The following is a 16,123-nucleotide window of genomic DNA, read 5'->3' as shown; positions in this document are numbered from 1 at the left end:
TTTCCTATTTAAATGGGACCTATTACCTACTCCCTGATGTTCTGTAAGTTATATTTTACTGTATTATAACTTTTTTTCCCATGGAAGAATATATAAAATTATTAATAAGTATTTATGAAGACAAAAAACTATGCCTAATTTTCGGAAAATTGAGAAAACTTCTATCGAGCCCATTCAATTATGAGCTGACAACGGTCTAATGTGGACAAAAAAACAAAAAAGCTTCTTACGAAGCTTTCATTTTGCACTACAGCCTCAAAGCGTGTAAAATCTAGTTTTGTCAGGCACGTCACTACTATATTCCGTTTTAATTTCATTACGGTATGATTTCTCTACTTTTTTGACGTAAGGCAACTTAAGTAGGCTGCGTGTCGTCTCTTCCAATTTGCTGGCATGTATATAAAGAACAGCATAATTCATTTTCTTGGATATGTAATGAAGGGAACCGAACCGCTCCAAATTTCTGGCGGCTTTGATATCGTTTACCCAAATGATTAATCCGCTACGCTCAATCATCATGATTGCAACCTCTTTTCAATAATCCTAGTATGGAGTGATCTCACAACATGAAGCCATCGAAACTAATTGTCCGCGTATCTCGTGGAAACATTACTGAAAGTATACATCGTGTCCACCTTGCTGTCGTGGACACCCAAGGAACGCTCCTGCACGGTGCAGGCGATCCGCACCTGCTCACCTTCGCCCGTTCGACGGCGAAGCTGATTCAAGTGCTGCCGGTCATTGAATCCGGCGCCGCTGATCATTTCGGCCTGACAGAAGCCGAAATTGCCTTATGCTGCGCTTCCCACAATGGGGAAGCTGAGCATGTGAGCACTGCTCGCGGCATACTGGGCAAGCTTGGCTATCATGCCAAACACCTGCAATGCGGTGCGCACGAGCCCTTCCATGCGCCTACCGCACAGGCCATGCGCGAACGCGGGGAGTCCCCCTCAACCTTGCACAACAATTGCTCGGGCAAACACTCGGGTATGCTATCCCTAAGCAGCCATCTAGGCGCTTCGCCTGATACCTACATGAGCCTAGATCATCCTGTTCAACAATTAATGTTGGATGCCGTAAGCGCCATGTCAGATGTTCCTAAGGAGCAGATGGAGCTCGGTATCGACGGCTGTGGCGTTCCTGTCTTCGGAATGCCCATCGACCGCCTTGCTCTCGCTTTCGCCCGTTTGGGGAGCCCTACAGGGCTATCAGATGAGCGTGCAAACGCTTGCCAGAGAATTGTCGATTCTGTGCGAAAATATCCTCAATTCCTCGCAGGAAGCGATCGCTTCGATACGCGATTAATCGAGGTAACAAAGGGCCGAATCATAGGTAAAATGGGCGCTGAAGGCATCTTCGCCATTTCTATACCAGAACAAGCCACCGGCATCGTCTTAAGTGTAGAAGACGGCAATCTTCGTGCCTTGTATCCCGCGGTAACGGAAGCGCTGATGAAGCTTGGCTATCTCTCGGAAGATGAAGTTCGCGAACTTGCCGCTTTCCATACGCCCGTCGTTCAGAACTGGCAAGGAACCGAGGTCGGACGTATCCGCCCCGAATTCTGCCTATAGATCAACTTAACCGCAATTCCCGCTGCAGCTTCCACCGGAGCTGCAGCCTTTGCCGGTTGGCAAGGGATTATTACTTGGCACTTTAATTGAATCAGACACCGCGTGAGCAATCGTCGTTGAGACGGTGAACAACAAGTCGTCTAAGCGATCCTCAGCTTCTTTATACTTGCGAACTGCCTCGACTGCCAGCAGCTTCTCTTGCACTTCATTCACAGCTGCTAGCGCATCATGATAGCTTGGATGGTAGTGCCCAAAACGCTCGCATTCCTCGAAGGCATCTTTCTTCCTAGCAAACACAGCTTGCAAATCTTTAACTTCCTTGCTGCTCTCAACCGCTGTTTTCCAATATAAATAATCTGCAACTTCCGCAGAAGAATTAATCATGTCACCCATGTCGTAGGCCTGCATAAGGATAGCCGACATATCCAGTGTTTCAGTTTCCATAGTTTGTAACATTACGACAACCCCATCCTTCCTCTCGAAAAAGTCTATAACACTTCTATCATATCACAGTTCGCCAAGAGTTTCTTCCTTTTCTCTTACACCCCCATCGTTGATTCCTGGTAAAATGAGCTTCATCTCCTTCCAATCCTCGCTTGGCCATGAAATCTCCTGATATTCTTCCCAACCTTCCAGAATCCAACCTGTCCGATCCTCTCGCAGCATCCGCGGAATAATCAAACAGTCGCGCCCTTCTTTTCGCAGCTGTAGGACACTTTTCCATTCGATCGCTTTACGAATCATATCTTTGCGTGTGGAGGCATGATAGTCTCGGAATTCCTTAATCCAACTCAAAGGGATTTGTTGCATATCTGGATATAAATCGGTCCGCTGTGGAAGATGCGGATCAATTTCATAGAGCTGAATCGTATCTCTGGAGTAACAAAGGCCAATAACAGCCTCATTCCTGTGTTCCTTTTCCTCCTCCACAGGAGTGTTCGAGAGGAGACTGTGATTGGGATGGAAGCCCATCGTTTCCAAGCATTTCGTCAAATGTTTCACATGATCGCGAGAAATAATAAAATTGGTTTCACCAATGCGATCCCCGAGCAAGCTGCGGCACTTGTCATTTCGAAGCAGAGCTTCGGCAACATCTACGGATTGACAGCGAAGCAATGTTACATCCTCTAGATAGAGCTTGTCCTTCTGACTCTCCCATTGCTGTAAGGTAATAACCACTTGTTCTGGAACTTCATAATAAGCATTCGCTTGCAGAAGCTGAATTACGTCTGCGCTCTTCAGATCACGATCTAACGCGCGTTGAAAGCTTTCCTTGGTCAGACGATAGGTTCTAACGAGATCAGCGTTCTGGAGGCTTGCAAACGCCGCAATATGCCATTCAAGCAGAAGCGTGGCATCAGGAGGAAGCAGCAACTCGAAATCTGGCTGGACGTAGAGTGAAGGCGTGATATCGGGCCGCTCATGATGTGAGTCCTGCCTTCCGTCCATATTATGCTGAGGATTGATTAGCCATTTGAACCAGAGCTGATCCTCTAGATCTGTGGCTAACTCAAGGAAACGAAACGCGGTCAACGGCTTTATCCATGCTTTGATCAATTCGTTTCGAAGATCTGACGCATCCATCGATTTATTGGCGATTGAGCAGCTGGAACGGATCGCTTGGGTCAACTCGTGCAGGTTATACCAATGAGAAACAGCGCCCCGCTCCATGAAGGAGATGCCGTGTTCTAACCAAACTGGCGCTGGAAGTAAAGCTTGTCGCCAAATGCGGTAAAGCTGTATTTGCTGGTGTTCATAGGAGCTTTGAAGCCATTCATGAAAGTGCCGCTGATTCATTAGGAACCTGTTCCCTGCTTCATTTTTATATAAAAAACCCATCCGTAAGGCCATTTCAAGCATTAAAGCGGCAGGTTCATCATACACGTCGGTAAAAGCGTAAGTAAGTCCTGACATCGTAATAATTCTTCTTGGCAGGCTCACATGTTCTGTAAGCTTCTGTAGTTGCTTTTTATGTAAAGTTCCTTTATTCGTAAGGGAAAGCGCTGGCTGCCGCGAGCAGTTGACCATGAAATGAAACAATTGCTGCGCTAATCCTCTAGGATTCACTTGTACGTCTTCATCCCCATCGAAGTGGCGCTCACCAATGTCCACTGTACCCACTAATTCGAGTTGGTTTTCAGGATCCCTTATGGGGGTCAGTTCGAACGTAAATAATAAGTTCTGCCAGCTGGCAAAAGCGTCTTCAGGCATGACGAATAACTGTTCCCCCCATGATTTACGGAAAGCAACAATGATGCCATATCGACGCAATCCCCATAAACCCAAGCTTACCTGAGCACCAGCCATTTGGAGCGTCGCTTCCTTCTCCAACCGCTCGCTAGTAAAAGAAAGACAGCCAAATGTTGACATTACTAGTCGTAAAGTACGCCTCTCATCAGAAGAAAGCTCCTTGTAGAGTTCGATTAGGTGATGAGGTTGCGTGAGCACCTCTCCTAAAGACTCGCCAGTCGTACGAAATGCTGCGCACCAGGGTTGTCTTAGAATAAGCTCTTTTAACGAAAGCGGCATTTTCCTTTCCACCTGTTCGTACTTCATACCCAATCTCCCTTCATCTTACCGCTTGATTCCAGCTCGTAATCTCATACTGATAGCCTTGTTCAACGAGAAATAATTGCCTCTTCATCGCAAAATCCTGTTCCTTCGTGTCTGAGCTAACGAGTGAATAAAAGACGGCTACGTTCTCGCCATTTCTCTTCGGACGGAGGATACGCCCGAGTCGCTGCGCTTCTTCTTGCCTGGAACCATAGCTGCCCGAAACCTGGATGGCGATAGCTGCATCCGGGAGATCCACGGCAAAGTTCGCCACTTTAGACACGATAAGCAGCGGCAGCTGCCCCTTTTTGAACCGCTCATAGAGCTCCTCACGACGTTCATGTGGGATGCTGCCGCATATCATAGGTGCACCAGTATGGGCTGCAATTTGTTCCAGCTGATCGATATACTGGCCAATAATTAGGGTTGGCTCGTCCGAATGAAGCTTCAGTAAATGATCAATAACCTCCAGCTTCGCGGCATTCTCTCCTGCAATGCGGAATTGATGCCTAACACTTGAAGCACTGTAACGATCACGATCCTGTATAGACAGAGGAACGCGCACTTCTTGGCAAGTAACCTTGGCGAGCCACCCCATCGTTTCAAGTTGCTTCCACGCCATGTCATATTTCTTAGGCCCAACTAAGGAAAATACATCGCCTTCTAGTCCATCTTCTCTGATCAGCGTAGCCGTTAAACCCAATCTGCGAGTCGCTTGTATCTCAGCCGTCGCACGGAAAACAGGTGCAGGCAGCAGGTGAACCTCATCATAAATGATGAGGCCCCATTCCCTCTCGCTAAATATCCGTAAATGCGAGAAATCGGCATCCTTGCTCCCTCGGTGAGTTAGAATTTGATACGTGGCAATGGTAATGGGCCTGATCTCCTTCGTGGTGCCATTATACTCACCTACCTGATCGCTCGTCAGGCCCGTTTTGGTCAGTATTTCACGCTTCCACTGCTTCACTGAGGTAACATTGGAAGTAAGGATCAGCGTCGCACAGCTTGCTTTGGCCATGGCCGCAATTCCTACTACCGTCTTACCCGCTCCGCAAGGAAGCACGAGTACACCGCTCCCTCCGTGCCCTACCTGCTGAAAAGCATCTACCGCTTGCTTCTGATAATCACGCAGTTGGAACGGTTCTTCCGACTCGTCGTCCTCTCGCCATGGAATCTTCAGAAATTCGCCGCTGCGGTACGATGCCAAATCCTCTACTGGATAGCCCAGCTTCATCAGTTCTTGCTTTAGGATCCCGCGGTAACTCGGTGATATAGCAATAGCCCGTTCACCACGGGTGTCCTTGAGATATTTTTGTAAGGATTCATAAGCACAAATTTCTTTGAATACAACGGTATCCTCGCTGACCAAGAAGAGCTCGCTCCCCACATGCACCATGCGCAGGAGTCCGTAGCGTTTCGTATATTTTCGAATCGTGCTAAGAACGGTAGAAGGAACGCCAAATTTGGCATTTTGATGTAAGCAAGTTGTCATTTCTTCCAACCCCATCCCAGCTGCAGCTGCATTCCACAAGGACAACGGTGTAACCCGATACGTATGAAGATGCTCCGGGCTTTTAACTAGATCTGCAAAACGAGCCAGCTTGCCCTGGAGCTGTTCAAATTCAGGATGCTTCGTTTCGAGGAGGATAGATAAATCGTTCTGAATGATCAGAGGTCTTGAAGGATCCATAGTCATCGCGTATATTCCCTCCTTTTTCCTTAGTATGAAGGGAAAGTACTCGATTTAAACATCGACACCATGCTAACGTATCTTAAAAGAGTTCACGTAGTGTCACATAACCGACGACTAACACGACGCCGAGCGGCAGCCAGCGCACAATTCTGGCAGGACGCAACCGTTTTTCTTCCTCATTCATGTACCAATGTGCTTTCCTTGAGCGCTCTTCCATATCTTTCGCATGAGCTTCCATTTTTTTCTCTATCTCGTATAAGTTCCACATGGTAATTCCCCCCATCCTTTGGTTGGAATTGATTTTAACATGGCAAGAAGTATCAGAGTTATCTATAATAATTGATTGGTTCAATCGAAAATAGTGATGATTGAGGAGTATGAGATCAATATCTATGAGACGATAAAAAAATTTGCCATAAGCGGACTTGGCCTTTGCTTACTGCCGAGAACAAGAGTGCCGGCGGAAATACAAAAAGGGCAGCTAGCGATTTTACCGCTAACTACCCCAATTTTAAATTGTATGTGCAATTGGACTATCATGCCAAACGGCAATATCCGTTCCATTGAAAAACGTCATCCAACGTCTGTGTGAAGCTACTCAACACGAACGGCTTTCGCTTGGGCAAGTAAACACAATTCAGCCGCTTTGAACGTATGCGCTTGTGTCATTGCATTTTCTGTACGATGAATACAATCCAAGATCAACTGACCAAAGAATGGAAAGCCTACTTGTCCATGTAGACTGTAGTGCTTTTCTCCTTGTTGGTTGACCAGATAAAGTTGATCCCCTTGCGGATCGCGAGCAATATCAATATATTTACGCAGCTCGATATACCCCTCGGTTCCAAGAATCAGCGTACGCCCATCTCCCCATGTCCCCAAGCCGTTTGGTGTCAGCCAGTCTACACGGAAATAGTTCGTTGCCCCATTGTCCCCAATAAGTGTTGCATCGCCGAAATCCTCAAGTTCCGGATAATCCTTCGCATGATAATTTGCTACTTTACTGCTTACGACCGTCGCATCCTTACAGCCCGCATAGAAGAGGAACTGTTCAATCTGATGACTGCCGATGTCTGTTAGAATACCGCCGTATTTATCCTTCTCAAAAAACCAATCTGGACGGCTTGACGCATTCAAGCGGTGAGGTCCTAGACCAATCACTTGAACAACGCGACCAATTGCGCCTTCTTCGATCAATTGACCTGCGAAAACAGCGCTTTCCACATGTAGTCGTTCACTGTAGTACACAGCATATTTACGTCCAGTTGCGTTGACCGCAGCCTTCGCATCAGCAAGCTGTTCTAAGGAAGTGAACGGAGTTTTATCTGTAAAATAGTCTTTGCCATGCTCCATGGCACGGATGCCTAATGGACCACGCTCAGAAGGTACAGCAGCGGCAGCAATTAACTTCACTTCTGGGTCCTGAAAGATCTCTTCTTCAGAAGCAGCTACCTGTGCTTGAGGAAACTTTTCTACAAATGCCGCTACTTTCGCAGGATCTTTATCGTACACCCATTTCAGCTCAGCGCCTGCTTCCAGAAGTCCATTACTCATGCCATAAATATGGCCATGATCCAGGGCTATGACCGCGAAGGTAAACTCCCCTTTTTGAACAACAAGGTTCGGTTTGCCTTTTGGCGCATAATTCATGCCATCATTCTTTTGCATGTCGAATTTCCCCCATCATCTTCTTAAACATCAAGTGTTTTAAAGGAGCCTGCCTCTTTATTCGTTTTGGAGTTTTTAATTTTCTCTTGCAAATGGTGCTCAAACAAATCCTCATCAATCGGCAAATCTACCCAGTTGTCTGTGAATGTTGAGAGCATAATCGCATTGGAAATCATCAAACCTTTAATACCTTCTGCTCCCGGAGCGATCAAAGGTGTACCATGCAGGATCGCATCAACAAAGTTCTGCGTGATCCCCATGTGGCCTGTTTCTGTACCTTCAACCGGAATTTCACATTTCCAACATTCTGGTTGACCGAAACCGCCTTTGTACGTTTCATTGAATTCTCTTTCCGATACACGTAAACGCCAGAACGTCAATTTACCGTCTTCAATGACAATCTTGCCGCGGTCGCCTGACAATTCGAAACGGTTCGTTCCTGGAGCTTCGCCTGTCGTAGTCACGAACAGACCTGTCGCGCCATTTTCATACTCAACAAATGCCGTTACATCATCTTCGACCTCGATATTGCGGTGTTTACCGAAATAACAGAAAGCGCGAACACGCTTCGGCATCATATCGATCGTCCACTGCCATAGGTCTAATTGATGCGGATCCTGATTGATAAGCACGCCGCCGCCTTCACCAGCCCATGTTGCACGCCAGCCGCCTGAATCGTAATAGCTTTGGGATCTATACCAATTTGTAATAATCCAGTTGGTTCTGCGAATTTCACCTAACTCGCCAGAAGAAACTAGATCCTTTAATTTCTTATATAAAGGATTTGTACGTTGGTTGTACATCATACTGAATACTTTACCTGAAGCTGCTGCCGCTTCGTTCATTTGACGCACTTGCTTGGTATACACACCTGCCGGCTTCTCACAAATAACATGTAAGCCTGCTTGGAATGCACGTACAGCTGTTTCAGGGTGATCATAGTGAGGCGTTGCGATCAAAACCCCATCAATCAATCCAGAAGCCAGAAAATCGTCAAGATTGTCAAATAATTGGACACCTTCACCTAGATTTTCTTTTGCCCACTCTAGACGATCTGCTCGTGGTTCACAAATAGCGGTAAGTACGCCGCCCTTCACTTCATTTTTCACCAAATATTTGGCATGTCCGGTTCCCATGTTCCCCAGACCAACGATACCAATCCTTACTTTCTCCACTGTACGTCACCTTTTTCTTGTCAGATTCACAATTATTAAGCACGCTTTCACTTTAGCATATTTATGAAGAGGCATCTTGTCGCAGATTGACTACCTTATTGCGAACTTTGACAGTTACACGACATTGGGACAAGTTTACTGAACATAAGCTGGTAATTGTATGTTTACATTTGTTCCGACTCCAAGCTTACTTTGATAGCGGATGGAACCATGATGTTCCTCAATGATCGTAAAACTGACCATCATGCCGAGGCCTGTCCCTTTTTCCTTCGTCGTGTAGAAAGGCTCGCCAATTCGCGGCAATCGATCCTCCGATATGCCCTGCCCCTGATCGACGAACTCTAATACGACGTCATTCCCTTGCACGTATGCTGTAATGATCAATGAGCCGCCAGAAGGCATGGCTTCGATTGCATTTTTGATGACATTCACGAAAACTTGCTTTATTTGATTTCGCTCACACTTAACCGCTGGAAGAATCGATTTGGTATGTAGCATAATCTCAACATTATTCATGATCGCTTCCGTGTTTAATAATTGAATCACTTCTTCAAGAATCGTTAATGGATCGTGAGGCATGTAGGCAACAGCTTGCGGCTTCGCGAGGATTAGAAGCTCGCCTAGAATCAGCTCAATGCGATTAAACTCCTCCTGCATAATGTGATAATAGCGCAGTTTACTCTCTTCGTTCGCATGGCACATCAGCTTCACAAAGCCTTTCAGCGCTGTCAGCGGATTGCGTATCTCATGTGCAATGCCTGCCGCCAATTGGCCAGCAACATGTAATTTCTCCGTTTTACGGAGCAGCTCCTCCGTCTGTTTCTGGACCGTGATATCCTGGACTGTTCCGAATAAACACAGGGCTCTTCCCCACTCGTCATACGTTGTTCTTGCTAACGTATGCAAAATTCGCACACCATCACTAAGCACGACTCTATAGACCAGATCCAATGTTCCTTCATGAAGAGCATTTTTGACAGCCGTCTTCGTTTTAGGCAGGTCATCGGGGTGAATACTTTCAAGAAGGGCTTCTATAGGTAACTGTTGAACAGGATCTGTGCAACCAAACAATGCCGTCAATTCGTCCGATAAATACACCACATTATGGATTACGTCCCACTCATAATGTCCTAGGCCAGCTATTTCTTGCGCGATTTCCAGTTTCGCTTTACTTTGAATGAGCTCATGTTCAATTCGCTTGTGAACGGTAATATCATGAACAAGTCCACGAACTGCCATTCGACCGCCTTCTAAAATGACACGTTCGGTTTGGGAACGTAAATGACGGACTTCCCCATCATGACGTCTGATTCTGTATACTATATCTGACATGCCACACATGACAGCCTGTTTAATGGCAAGAGCTACTTTCTCACGATCGTCAAGAAGGATAAAATCAATCAGTTCACTCAAATTAATGCTAAAACCCGGTTTCAAACCAAAAATTCGGAACATTTCATCCGACCATTTGATCGAATCTTCGTCCAGATTTCGTTCAAAGCTGCCGAATTGGCCTAAGCGCTGTGCCTGTATGAATCGTTCTTCTACCATCTTGCGTTCTGAGATATCTCGCCAAATCCCGATATTCTGACTACGTTTCCCCCGTTCGTCCAACAACCACTTGAAATTGTTCTCGAACCAAACGTACCACCCCTTCTTGTGAAGGAAGCGGCAGGTTATTGTTCCTTGTTCATTCATAACATTCTCATTTTCTATCTTGAAAACTTTCTTCAATCCATCGATATCCTCGGGATGGCAAAAAGCCAACACATTAGCACCGTACATATCTTCTAATTCATATCCTAGTAGGCTATTAATCGAAGGCGAAACATAAAGTAGAGTGCCATCCTCAGATGTTAATGTAATGAGATCTTGTACATAATTTGTATATTTTTTATATAGATCATTTTCAATGGCGAAATGATTCGTAATCATCTCTGTTTTACGGATAATAATATGTAAGTTGTCTCCAACAGGATAGGCATTTACATGAATCCATTGATTGGACGGCTTCACATATTCTTTGAAAGCAATTTCTTTCCCATTTCTCCGAGCTTCATGAAAATGACTGTAAGTGGCATGCCTAATTGCAGCGGGAAACTCGGTCCACGCCATTTTACCAAGAAGTTCTTCAGGTGACCGATTTAATACACTTGCGCCATAATCGTTTGCGTATATAAAATGCCAGTTTGAATCTAGAATGATAAAACCAATGGAAGCGTTGTCTTCAAACATGTTCATCTTTTCTATACGGACCCCCTTCACCCATTTCGTTTCTTATTATCGCTTACTTGGATGTACCTCGTAAAGAGAAATTAGCGAAAAAAAGCAGCCTTCCCTCAGATTTGGGAAAAGCTGCTAAATGAATTGGATAAGTTTGGTTAATGACTTCCCACAAGCGTACGCTCTTGCGAAATTCGGCTTAATGCTTCGCCAGCCTCGTCTTCAAAACTGCCTCTAACGGCCAAATCGCCAATAGCTACAATACCAACAAGCTCGCCATTTTCGAGAACCGGTAACCGCCTAATTTGATTTTGTGCCATGATTCTCGCAGCTTCTTCAACAGACGTATTAGGATCAACAGTGACCATATCTTTCGTCATGACTGTTTCCACAGCCGTTGAACCTGAATGTTTCTCCGCATAGCCTCGAACAACTAAATCTCGGTCTGTCACTCCGCCAATGAACTTGTTCCCGTCAACAACTCCAACAAAACCAATATCGTGCTGCTTCATTTTCAAAGCAATCTCGAACACGTTATCCAGCAGGGTAACCGTCACGCAATCTTTACTCATGATTTCTTTTACTTGCTTGTCTGGCAATTTCATCATCCTCCTTGATGTCATGTAGTGCAACAAATTATTGCTACATTAGCATTCACCAAAGTTCCGAGGGCATTCATGCCATATAATCCAAGGCCATAGACAGAAGTAAATTCGCCGCGTTTAACATGGACTTTTCATCAATGTCGAACTTCGGATGATGATGAGGATGTACGATACCAGCTTCAACATTACCAGCACCTACAAACATGAAGCATCCTGGCTTCTCTTGCAAATAATAGGAAAAGTCTTCTCCGGCCATAATAAGTGGAGATTCATGCACGTTCTCTTCACCAAACAAGGTTGTCCCTACTTGGAAGAAACGGGCTGCTTCATGGGCATCATTGATAACGGTTGGATAACCAAGCTTATATTCTAGCTCATACGTTGCTTGAGACATCTCGCATGTCGCCTGCACAATTCTCTCAATCCGTGCTCTCACATCTTGTCTTAGCTCAGGATTAAAGGTACGCACGGTTCCATTGAGGACGCTTGTTTCCGCTATGACATTGAAGCTAGTGCCGCCATGGAATGAGCCAATACTAACAACGCAAGGTTCTACAGGGTCTACTTGCCTACTTACAATGGATTGCATGTTAACAACTAATTGTGAGGACACATAGACACTATCAATTGTTTGGTGAGGTAAACCGCCGTGACCGCCTTTTCCTTGAACCTTGATGGTAAACTCATCTGGCGCGGCCATGAAAGCCCCTGATCGCGTGTAGACATGTCCAACTGGGAACGGCGTCCATAAGTGAACGCCGAATACTGCGTCTACGCCATCCAGCGCTCCAGCTTTAATCATCGAGTCAGCGCCGCCAGGAGAAATTTCTTCTGCATGCTGAAACAGAAAGACCAAATTCCCTTTCAGTTCTGCCCGATGCTGGCTGGCTACCTTGGCTATTCCGAGCAAAGTTGATGTATGTGCATCATGTCCACAGGCATGCATAATCCCGTTCTTCGTTGATGTATAGTCACAGTTCTTCTCATCCTGAATCGGAAGTGCGTCCATGTCCGCACGAAGGGCAACTGTCGGTCCCTCACCGCTGCCGCGAAGCAAACCGACAACACCGTTCCCGCCTACGCCTGTACGTACTTCAATGTCCCAGCTCAGTAGATGTTGAGTTACAAACTCTGCTGTCTGGTACTCATGGTAGGAAAGCTCAGGATTCCGATGCAAATAACGTCTCCAGCCCACCATTTCTTCATATATCGCTTGGAGTTCTTCCTGAAATTGATTCATAAGATACATCCACCTCCCGTTCTCAATCACTTACTTTTATCTAAAAATGTTCACTTAAAACCTATTCTATCAAATATCAATCATGGTTTCATCTTTAAAGTGCCATCAAATATTAGAATTTACACACGGCAATCGACTTGCAGAACCCTTAGAAACATACTATCATGAGAAAAGAATGCATACGTACAATATGGAGGCGTTAAAATTGATTATTGAAGCAACTGGCTTAAAAGGCCTAAAAAGCGATTTGGCTCACTTGGACGAAGTAACAACTAAACTTGGTTTTGTTCGCTGGCAATGGGAATACACTCGTGCTACTTACGACTTCAAAATGGAAGATAAAGCAAGTAAAGCTGTCTACTTCTTGCGTGTAAACGCACGTGTAGAAACTGGCAAGTTAGAATCTCCTTATGCTGTATTATATCTAGAAGAAGCTTACATAGGCAAAGAAACGTTCCCACATGGTTTGGACTACAATTCACCAATCCCAGAAAACGTGCTCAAAATCTCCAAACAAAAATTAGACCAACTGCAACAATTATTAGCAGACTAGGCGAGGAATCAGCATGAATCCCCCTCGAAGAGGAACACCGGATTTTCTGCTGCTCTTATTAACCTTTGTATTAGTTTGTTTCGGTCTAGTCATGGTGTTTAGCGCAAGCTCAATGACAAGTGCCTATCGATGGGATGACCCTTGGTTCTTCACAAGAAAGCAAATATTCGCGGTTGGCATCGGGACGATTGGCATGTTATTTTGCATGAACATTCATTACACCAAACTAAAGAAGCTCGTCATCCCTGCTTTCTTCTTCGTTTTACTCGGGTTAGTTTTCGTTGTCTTCACGAGTAAAGCGAATGGTGCGAGCAGTTGGTACTCACTGGGCAAATACGGAATACAACCAACCGAGTTTGCCAAGTTGATTGTCATTCTCTATCTAGCCTCTCTGATCAGTAATAAAGAAGAGAAATTTAGGAGTTTTCAAAAGGGATTGCTCCCAGCTATCCTGATCGTTGGTTTCGTGTGCGGTTTGATCCTCTTACAGCCTGATTTCGGGTCCTGTATGATTCTCTTGACGTGTTCTGCCATTGTCATCATGGTTGGAGGCTCCAACCTCAAACATATTTTTTATCTAGGTACTATTCTGACGGTAGTCCTTGGGATAGCTGTTCTATTGTACTTAGTACTGGGCAATACGGACTCTAACTTTAGGGTCGATCGGATCACTTCGTTTATGGATCCTTTTGCTGATCCGCAAGGATCAGGCTTGCAAGTTGTGCAATCCTTGTATGCCTTCGGACACGGCGGATTAACAGGCGCCGGATTCGGACAAGGTATTCAGAAGCTTCACTATTTACCGGAAGCACATAACGATTTCATCTTTGCTATTATCGGTGAAGAGCTCGGATTCATTGGCAGCTCTTTATTCCTTCTCGTCTATCTCGTCTTCATTTGGCGCGGTATTCTCATTGCAGTCCGCTGCCCAGACTTGTTTGGGATGTTAGCCGGTGTTGGCATTATGGTTATGTTCGCTATTCAAGCCTTTATTAATATCGGCGGCGTTACCAATACCATTCCGCTTACAGGTGTAACACTACCCTTCATCTCAGCGGGAGGCTCCTCCATGATGGTTTCCCTGATCAGTATGGGGGTCATCCTTGGGATATCTCGGGAACAAACGTTCAAAGAAATTCCAGCTGCGCAAAAATCGCAGAAAACACATAAAAAAAGACCCTTATCGACATGATATAACGTCGATCGGGTCTTTTTTTTATGGCGCTTATTTGACACGGAGCTGATCTTCCGTTTCTTCTTCTGTAAATGCCACACCTTCCACTTTCACATTCACTTCAACAACATTTAACCCTGTCATATTTTCAACAGCTTCCCGAACGTTCTCCTGGAGATCTCTGCATACATCCTGGATTCGGGAGCCGTATTTCACGATCACTCGCAAATCGATCGCAGCTTCAACTTGCCCTACTTCAACAGAAACGCCGCGTTGTACGTTTTTACCGCTTAGACGCTTCGCTAAGCCTTCAGAGATTCCACCAGACATGCCCGCTATGCCTGCTGTTTCCAGGGCTGCAAGTCCTGCAATTGTCGATACTACATCATCAGAAATTCGAATTAAGCCAGTTTGATTGTCTTCGGACATACGGATCACTCCCTAAACTTGGTATAAATCTATTGTAATAAGAACAAATGCTTAAAGCAAGAACTGCCTGCTCGTATCCATTTTAATTTACTTTGGTAAACAAAGTCGGTATATTATAAGAAGTTAAAAAGTTCCAATATTTTTAGAGTCGGAGGGTTCCCATTGAAAGGTAAATTATTCTACATTGGGTTGCTCGTTTCTTTCGTAGCAGCCGGTATCGCACATTACATGCACCTTGATACAACGTTACAATTCGTAATTGCTTGTGTCGCCATTGTTTTCGTGGCTGGGTTCTTAGGAAAAGCTACTGAAAGCGTAGCGCATTATGCAGGAGACCGCATGGGAGGCTTTCTAAACGCCACATTTGGTAATGCAGCAGAGCTTATCATTGCTTTCTTCTTAGTCCGAGACGGACTGTTTGAAGTAGTCAAAGCCAGTCTTACTGGTGCCATCATCGGGAATTTGTTACTCGTTCTTGGTCTGAGCTTGTTCGCAGGTGGGTTAAAGTTCAAAGAACAATCCTTTAATGTCAAAATGGCATCGCACAATTCTTCCTTAATGATTCTTGGTGTAGTCGCACTATTTATTCCAGCGATCTTTGCAGGTGGTTTGACAACCAAAGAAACATCATCCATGAGTATGATCGTGGCTATTATCCTGATTGTTGCTTATTTACTTTGGCTGATATTCTCGATGATTACCCACAAAAGTATTCTTTCCGATGAAGCAATCGAACACGGTGAGGCAGCTTGGTCTAAAGGCCTTTCCATTGTCTTCCTCGTCGTTGCAACGGCCATGGTTGGCTTTACGAGTGAATGGTTAGTCGGTACGCTGGAAGAGGTTACACACAAATTCGGGTTATCTGACCTGTTTGTCGGTGCTTTCCTCATTGCCATTATCGGTAATGCCGCTGAGCATAGTGCCGCGGTCATGATGGCCTTGAAAAATAAAATGGGTGCAGCCGTTGAAATTGCAATCGGAAGCTCCTTGCAAATCGCGCTATTCGTCGCCCCAGTGCTTATCCTGCTGAGTTTCTTCGTAAGTGGTACGCCAATGAACATTGTCTTTACTACCTATGAAATCGCGGCCATTGGTGTCGCCGTGTTCATAACGAAGTCCATCACACAGGATGGATCCACGAACTGGTATGAAGGACTCCTTCTCCTGTTCGTATACATCATACTTGGTGTCGTATTCTTCCTCGTTTAATTGCATGCTTATAACAAAAAAAGTAACCCC

The 16,123-nt window shown here is 45.2% G+C and carries 16 protein-coding genes; 5 read left to right on the top strand and 11 right to left on the bottom strand.

The genetic code is table 11. The features are described 5' to 3' along the window. Positions 1-255 precede the first annotated feature (255 nt). A complete protein-coding gene (locus AC58QO_RS04365) occupies positions 256-519 on the bottom strand; it encodes a YlbG family protein (RefSeq protein ID WP_056612401.1) in 264 nt (87 codons plus the stop codon). Between the two features lie 47 nt (positions 520-566). Here AC58QO_RS04365 and AC58QO_RS04360 point away from each other — a divergent pair, with 47 nt between their 5' ends. Further along, positions 567-1,571 carry an asparaginase gene (locus AC58QO_RS04360; protein WP_497264054.1) on the top strand — a complete coding sequence of 335 codons (1,005 nt, stop codon included), beginning with the start codon at positions 567-569 and terminating at the stop codon, positions 1,569-1,571. Between the two features lie 6 nt (positions 1,572-1,577). Here AC58QO_RS04360 and AC58QO_RS04355 read toward each other — a convergent pair whose 3' ends face one another. The 4 genes from AC58QO_RS04355 to AC58QO_RS04340 form a co-directional block, all read right to left on the bottom strand. Continuing rightward, the gene (locus AC58QO_RS04355) at positions 1,578-2,027 is read right to left on the bottom strand and encodes a YlbF/YmcA family competence regulator (protein ID WP_497264053.1); all 450 of its coding nucleotides are present in this window, start codon (positions 2,025-2,027) and stop codon (positions 1,578-1,580) included. 51 nt (positions 2,028-2,078) lie between these two features. Then, positions 2,079-4,127, bottom strand: coding sequence for a helicase-associated domain-containing protein (locus AC58QO_RS04350; RefSeq protein ID WP_497264052.1), 2,049 nt, complete (start codon positions 4,125-4,127; stop codon positions 2,079-2,081). Between the two features lie 13 nt (positions 4,128-4,140). Next, on the bottom strand, positions 4,141-5,820 hold the full coding sequence (locus AC58QO_RS04345; protein WP_497264051.1) for a DNA repair helicase XPB: 1,680 nt from the start codon (positions 5,818-5,820) through the stop codon (positions 4,141-4,143). Positions 5,821-5,896: 76 nt separating this feature from the next. Continuing rightward, complete coding sequence (locus AC58QO_RS04340) at positions 5,897-6,085, bottom strand: hypothetical protein (RefSeq protein WP_497264050.1); 189 nt, start codon at positions 6,083-6,085, stop codon at positions 5,897-5,899. A 96-nt stretch (positions 6,086-6,181) separates the two neighbouring features. Between AC58QO_RS04340 and AC58QO_RS04335 the strand changes: the two genes are divergently transcribed. Continuing rightward, entirely contained in the window at positions 6,182-6,409 is a 228-nt protein-coding gene (locus AC58QO_RS04335; protein ID WP_497264390.1) for a LysR substrate-binding domain-containing protein, read from the top strand. Between the two features lie 2 nt (positions 6,410-6,411). Here the strand turns inward: AC58QO_RS04335 and AC58QO_RS04330 are convergent, their stop codons facing one another. The 5 genes from AC58QO_RS04330 to AC58QO_RS04310 form a co-directional block, all read right to left on the bottom strand. Continuing rightward, positions 6,412-7,485 (bottom strand): Gfo/Idh/MocA family protein, encoded by a 1,074-nt coding sequence (locus AC58QO_RS04330; RefSeq protein ID WP_497264049.1) that lies wholly within the window; start codon positions 7,483-7,485, stop codon positions 6,412-6,414. Positions 7,486-7,508: 23 nt separating this feature from the next. Further along, entirely contained in the window at positions 7,509-8,660 is a 1,152-nt protein-coding gene (locus AC58QO_RS04325; RefSeq protein WP_497264048.1) for a Gfo/Idh/MocA family protein, read from the bottom strand. Positions 8,661-8,795: 135 nt separating this feature from the next. Next, positions 8,796-10,901 (bottom strand): PAS domain-containing protein, encoded by a 2,106-nt coding sequence (locus AC58QO_RS04320; protein WP_497264047.1) that lies wholly within the window; start codon positions 10,899-10,901, stop codon positions 8,796-8,798. A 140-nt stretch (positions 10,902-11,041) separates the two neighbouring features. Continuing rightward, the gene (locus tag AC58QO_RS04315; RefSeq protein WP_497264046.1) at positions 11,042-11,491 is read right to left on the bottom strand and encodes a CBS domain-containing protein; all 450 of its coding nucleotides are present in this window, start codon (positions 11,489-11,491) and stop codon (positions 11,042-11,044) included. Positions 11,492-11,558: 67 nt separating this feature from the next. Further along, positions 11,559-12,728: a M20 family metallopeptidase gene (locus tag AC58QO_RS04310; RefSeq protein WP_497264045.1), complete on the bottom strand. Its 1,170-nt coding sequence runs from the start codon at positions 12,726-12,728 to the stop codon at positions 11,559-11,561. Positions 12,729-12,933: 205 nt separating this feature from the next. Between AC58QO_RS04310 and AC58QO_RS04305 the strand changes: the two genes are divergently transcribed. Further along, a complete protein-coding gene (locus AC58QO_RS04305) occupies positions 12,934-13,281 on the top strand; it encodes a YugN family protein (protein ID WP_056612435.1) in 348 nt (115 codons plus the stop codon). A gap of 13 nt (positions 13,282-13,294) precedes the next feature. Then, entirely contained in the window at positions 13,295-14,473 is a 1,179-nt protein-coding gene (gene ftsW / locus AC58QO_RS04300; protein WP_497264044.1) for a putative lipid II flippase FtsW, read from the top strand. A gap of 33 nt (positions 14,474-14,506) precedes the next feature. On the opposite strand, the gene AC58QO_RS04295 is transcribed toward ftsW, so the two are convergent. Next, positions 14,507-14,884 carry an Asp23/Gls24 family envelope stress response protein gene (locus AC58QO_RS04295; protein ID WP_057314793.1) on the bottom strand — a complete coding sequence of 126 codons (378 nt, stop codon included), beginning with the start codon at positions 14,882-14,884 and terminating at the stop codon, positions 14,507-14,509. 162 nt (positions 14,885-15,046) lie between these two features. Between AC58QO_RS04295 and cax the strand changes: the two genes are divergently transcribed. Beyond that, entirely contained in the window at positions 15,047-16,093 is a 1,047-nt protein-coding gene (gene cax / locus AC58QO_RS04290; protein WP_497264043.1) for a calcium/proton exchanger, read from the top strand. The last annotated feature ends 30 nt before the right edge of the window (positions 16,094-16,123 follow it).

It is taken from the genome of Paenibacillus sp. J31R30 (assembly GCF_059692115.1).
This window is presented reverse-complemented; position numbering and strand designations above follow the sequence as displayed.

Bases quoted from the DNA above. Each gene is read 5' to 3' on its own strand.
- AC58QO_RS04335 (WP_497264390.1), top strand. From the start codon at position 6,182: ATGATTGAGGAGTATGAGATCAATATCTATGAGACGATAAAAAAATTT.
- AC58QO_RS04295 (WP_057314793.1), bottom strand. From the start codon at position 14,884: ATGTCCGAAGACAATCAAACTGGCTTAATTCGAATTTCTGATGATGTA.
- AC58QO_RS04350 (WP_497264052.1), bottom strand. From the start codon at position 4,127: ATGAAGTACGAACAGGTGGAAAGGAAAATGCCGCTTTCGTTAAAAGAG.
- AC58QO_RS04310 (WP_497264045.1), bottom strand. From the start codon at position 12,728: ATGAATCAATTTCAGGAAGAACTCCAAGCGATATATGAAGAAATGGTG.
- AC58QO_RS04330 (WP_497264049.1), bottom strand. From the start codon at position 7,485: ATGCAAAAGAATGATGGCATGAATTATGCGCCAAAAGGCAAACCGAAC.
- AC58QO_RS04340 (WP_497264050.1), bottom strand. From the start codon at position 6,085: ATGTGGAACTTATACGAGATAGAGAAAAAAATGGAAGCTCATGCGAAA.
- ftsW (WP_497264044.1), top strand. From the start codon at position 13,295: ATGAATCCCCCTCGAAGAGGAACACCGGATTTTCTGCTGCTCTTATTA.
- AC58QO_RS04320 (WP_497264047.1), bottom strand. From the start codon at position 10,901: ATGAACATGTTTGAAGACAACGCTTCCATTGGTTTTATCATTCTAGAT.
- AC58QO_RS04360 (WP_497264054.1), top strand. From the start codon at position 567: ATGAAGCCATCGAAACTAATTGTCCGCGTATCTCGTGGAAACATTACT.
- AC58QO_RS04365 (WP_056612401.1), bottom strand. From the start codon at position 519: ATGATGATTGAGCGTAGCGGATTAATCATTTGGGTAAACGATATCAAA.
- AC58QO_RS04355 (WP_497264053.1), bottom strand. From the start codon at position 2,027: ATGTTACAAACTATGGAAACTGAAACACTGGATATGTCGGCTATCCTT.
- AC58QO_RS04315 (WP_497264046.1), bottom strand. From the start codon at position 11,491: ATGATGAAATTGCCAGACAAGCAAGTAAAAGAAATCATGAGTAAAGAT.
- AC58QO_RS04345 (WP_497264051.1), bottom strand. From the start codon at position 5,820: ATGACTATGGATCCTTCAAGACCTCTGATCATTCAGAACGATTTATCT.